This window comes from Acinetobacter sp. P1(2025), assembly GCF_051390655.1.
Lineage (GTDB): Bacteria > Pseudomonadota > Gammaproteobacteria > Pseudomonadales > Moraxellaceae > Acinetobacter > Acinetobacter junii.
This window is the reverse complement of sequence record NZ_JBPKBJ010000130.1, coordinates 1-4,411: the sequence shown is the minus strand read 5'-3', so window position 1 is coordinate 4,411 and position 4,411 is coordinate 1. Positions and strand designations below refer to the sequence as shown.

The 4,411-nt window shown below is 37.9% G+C and carries 3 protein-coding genes; all 3 read left to right on the top strand.

Annotated features, from left to right (window positions below; genetic code table 11):
- Positions 1 to 404: 404 nt before the first annotated feature.
- The 3 genes from ACSC97_RS17780 to ACSC97_RS17770 are packed head-to-tail and all read left to right on the top strand — an operon-like array spanning position 405 to position 4,141.
- Entirely contained in the window at positions 405 to 1,508 is a 1,104-nt protein-coding gene (locus ACSC97_RS17780) for a polysaccharide biosynthesis/export family protein (protein ID WP_436662268.1), read from the top strand.
- Positions 1,508 to 1,936: a low molecular weight protein-tyrosine-phosphatase gene (locus ACSC97_RS17775; protein WP_436662266.1), complete on the top strand. Its 429-nt coding sequence runs from the start codon at positions 1,508 to 1,510 to the stop codon at positions 1,934 to 1,936. Before ACSC97_RS17780 ends, ACSC97_RS17775 begins: the two co-directional genes overlap by 1 nt.
- Before the next feature lie 18 nt (positions 1,937 to 1,954).
- On the top strand, positions 1,955 to 4,141 hold the full coding sequence (locus ACSC97_RS17770) for a polysaccharide biosynthesis tyrosine autokinase (protein WP_436662264.1): 2,187 nt from the start codon (positions 1,955 to 1,957) through the stop codon (positions 4,139 to 4,141).
- The last annotated feature ends 270 nt before the right edge of the window (positions 4,142 to 4,411 follow it).

Here is a 4,411-nt window from a genome sequence, read left to right as displayed (position 1 = left end):
AGAAGAAATTATTTAGACCAATGATCAAAAACTTCATTGATGACTTTATTCTCGATAAAAATCATCTGCTACCACAGAGAGTCTATAAATAATAGTGCGTAAGTCCTATCTTAAGTGAATCGAATCATTTTACACTGATTCACGATACCCTCAAACTATTCCCCGATATTAAAATCACCTGTCAAAATACTGTTCAACCTACAAGCAGTATAATTTTTTCTTTGAAAAATCTGATTTTTTAAATGATTTTTATACTAAACAAGAATCATTAGCAGATTTAGGTACAATATTGTGTGCATTCATATTATAATTTTGCGCAATTCTTCGTATACTGAAAACATGATTAAATAACACGAATGCACAACATACCATTCGGTTAAATTATTATTTTGTTGAGGCCTAGTTTGAAAACTATTTATTCAGCCCTAGTCATTGCAATTAGTGCAAGTTTAACCAGCTGTGCAATTACATCTGGCTTCCAAACCTACGATTTGCCAGATGAAGGGGTTTATCAAACAGAATTAGGCACCACCATTAATGTCTTTAAAATTCGTCAAGATACCATTAATGCTTTACAGCCTGCTGTACCTGATATCAAACATGAAGTAGCACATCTTTTTCAAAGTAAACCTCGTCCCTATTTATTAAGCCCTGGTGATGTCCTTTCCATTTATTTATGGGCGTACCCAGAAATTACGCCAGCAACAAATAATGTTAGTAACGAACAATCCACACGTGCCAACGGTTTTCAAATTGACCAAAATGGAGACATCACTTTTCCTGTGATTGGTCGTTATCATGCTGCTGGAAAATCATTGGCAAAAGTACAACAAGATTTGCGTCAACGATTTAGCAAATATCTCAAACACCCTGACGTTGTGGTTCGTGTCTTATCGTATCAAGGTCAATATTACTCAGTCATGGGCGCTGTCGCCAAAGGTGGACAATTTTATCTGACTGATCAGCCGACCAGTGTTTATGCCGCGATTGGTCTGGCAGGTGGTGTTAATGCCAACTCAGGTAACCACGCGTCATTGACTTTAGTACGTAACGGCGTGAATTATCCACTCAACGCCATTGAACTTGAACGTGCTGGCCTTTCACTGCATCAACTTCAATTGCAAGCCAATGACACCTTATATGTCAACGCACGTGAAAACGAAAAAGTTTATGTACTTGGTGAAGCTGAAAAAAATCAATCGATTATTTTACGTGATCAAGGCATGAGTTTAGGCGACGTCTTAGGTGAAAGCCTAGGGATCGATCCACTGACATCAAGTCGTAGTAAAATTTACGTCATTCGTACTCATCCGAATTTACAAGTCACCGAAATGTTCCATTTAGACTTAAGTCACTTGGGCGATCTTGGACTTGCTAACCAATTTAAAATGCGTAGCAATGATATTGTGTATGTCGATGTTTCAGGTTTAGCGCGTTGGCAACGTGTGATCAACCAAGTGATTCCTTTCTCAAACATTATTTATAATATTGATCGCTTGGGACAATAATGCATTTTCAGAATATTTTGGTCGTCTGTGTTGGGAATATTTGTCGAAGCCCAATGGCCGCTTATTTTCTGAAACAACTCTGCCCTGACAAAAAAATTTCATCTGCAGGTATCTCTGCTATGGTGGGTCATCCCGCAGATGAAAAAGCACAACAGGCAATGCAAAATTTCGGCATTGCAATGCATGATCATATTGCCCAGCAACTCAATAGTGAGCTTTTACAAAAAGCAGATTTAATCTTGGTCATGAGCAATCGACAACAACAACATATTGAACGTCAATGGCCATTTGTCAAAGGTAAAATTTATCGTTTGGGGCATTGGCAAAGCACAAATATTGCTGATCCATATCAACATGATCAATCGGTCTTTAACGAAAGTTGCGAACTCATTCAACGCTGCGTCAACGACTGGAAACAAAGAATTTAATTTTATAGCTGATCCCTTATGAGCCAAAACCAATCATCCGAAGACACCATTGATTTAAAAGAATTATTTTTCTCATTGATTGCTCAGTGGAAACTCATCGCATTATGCGTGATTTTGAGCTTAATTTGCGCATTATTGTATTTAAGAATTACACCTGAAACCTATGCCGTCAATGCATTGGTACAAGTCGAAGAAAGTAAAGGGACCTCGGCTGCCCTATTGGGTGATTTGGCAAATATGGTCGATCAAAAACAACCTGCTCAAGCAGAAATCGAGATTTTAAAATCACGAATGGTTTTGGGTAAAGTGATTGATGAATTAAATCTGAATATTCAAGTGGGTGCACTGAATAATGGCCTATTTAATCGTATTATTTCACCTGAAAATGCAGTCATCACATACGACCACAAAGGTGTTATTTACCAAGATCAAAATAAAAAATTAGATATTCGTCAATTTGAAGTCCCAACTCAATATCAAGATAAAGCACTGACTTTAAAATTTGAAGGCCAACAATATCAGCTTATTGATCCAATCTTGCAACAAGTTGTCTTTCAAGCACCGATTAATCAAATTAGTCAAAGTAAAGCTGCTGCATCAGATGCTTGGAAAGTGGGTATTTTCACTCAAGATCAATTTGATGAGCCATTTTCAATTACACGTCAGTCCTTACCCGCTGCTGTAAATAGCATTATGACGAACCTTTCAGTTGCCGAAAAAGGGAAATTAACAGGGATTATTGGGCTTAATTATCAAGGTGAAAACAAAGCGCATTTGGTCAAAGTCCTCAATGCCATTTTGAGTGCCTATAGCCAACAAAACGTAGAACGTCGTTCAGCGGAAACTGCACAAACGCTACAGTTCTTAAATGAACAACTGCCTGAACTGCGTCAACAACTTGATACTGCAGAACGTGAATTTAACGTTTTTCGTCAGCAATACAATACAGTTGATGTCAACCAAGAATCTCAGCTTTATTTAAATAAGAGTGTCACGCTAGAAACGCAAAAAGCCGAAATTGAACAAAAACGTGCTGAAGCAGCGTCAAAATACACCTCTGCTCACCCGACGATTCAAGAATTCGATGCGCAGTTGGCAAGCGTGAATCAAGAAATTGAAAGCTTGAACAGCACACTAAAACAATTACCTGATTTACAACGCCGTTATTTACAACTGTATCGTGAAGTAGAAGTCAAAACCCAACTTTATACATCATTATTGAATTCATCCCAACAACTTAAAATTGCCAAGGCCGGTGAAATTGGTAACGTTCGGATTATTGATACTGCAGTTGAACCAATTCAGCCGATTAAGCCAAAAAAATTAATGATTCTGGTACTGTCGCTGTTTGTGGGTGGCTTTATTGGGGTATTGATTGCCCTTCTACGTAATATGATGCGCTCAGGCATTAAAGATGCGTCACAATTAGAAAATGAATTGAACTTACCCGTATATGCGACTGTACCTCGTTCACCGATTCAAGAAAGTCGCATTAAGTTGCTTAAAAAACACAAAGCCACACCTATTCTTGCAATTAAAAATAGTGATGATGTTGCGATTGAAAGCCTACGCAGTATGCGTACTGCAATTCATTTTGCCCTAAGCTCTGCTAAAAACAATATCATTATGTTATCTGGGCCTGCACCAGAGGTGGGTAAATCATTTGTTTCCGCGAACCTTGCTACGATTTTAGCGGGCAATCAAAAACGTGTCTTACTCATTGATGGGGACATGCGTCGTGGTAACTTACACCTGTATTTTAACCGCACCCATGAAAATGGTTTAGCCGATTATTTAGCTGAAACAGATACCCTATCCAATGTTATTCACTCAACTGAAGTTGAAGGTTTAGATTTTATCGCACGTGGTAAAAACCCAACCCACCCTTCTGAACTTTTAAGCCCCGATCGTTTTAAAGAAATGCTCGATACCTTAAGTCCATTGTACGATCATATTATTATCGATACACCGCCAGTACTTGCGGTGACTGACGGTATTATTGTGTCTCAATATGCGGGTGTGAATATTCTACTTGCGCGTTTTGCTAAAACAGGCATGAAAGAAATGGAAATCGCTATCTCACGCTTTGAACAAGCGGGGGTGAAAGTCGATGGTCTAATTCTGAATGATGTACAACGCGGTGGTGGTTATGGCTATGGTTATAATTACACCTATGCCTATTCTGCCAAAAAAGGTCTGGATTAATCACAAAAAGCCCAACAAATGTTGGGCTTTTTAAACGTTCATCTAGTTGATTGTATACATAATGTTGAAAAATTCAGTCACTTATAGCACTTCTTTAAATTTCAGCTTATATTAACTTGGACAATTTTTTCATCCCGATAAATTCGAGATTTATTATTTTTCTTTGTACACGACAAAAAAAGATAACTCATTGAAATAATGGCATAATACTTGTTTTCTGACGACGAATATGATGACACATTTCAATGAGTTACATCTCATCTTAAACAA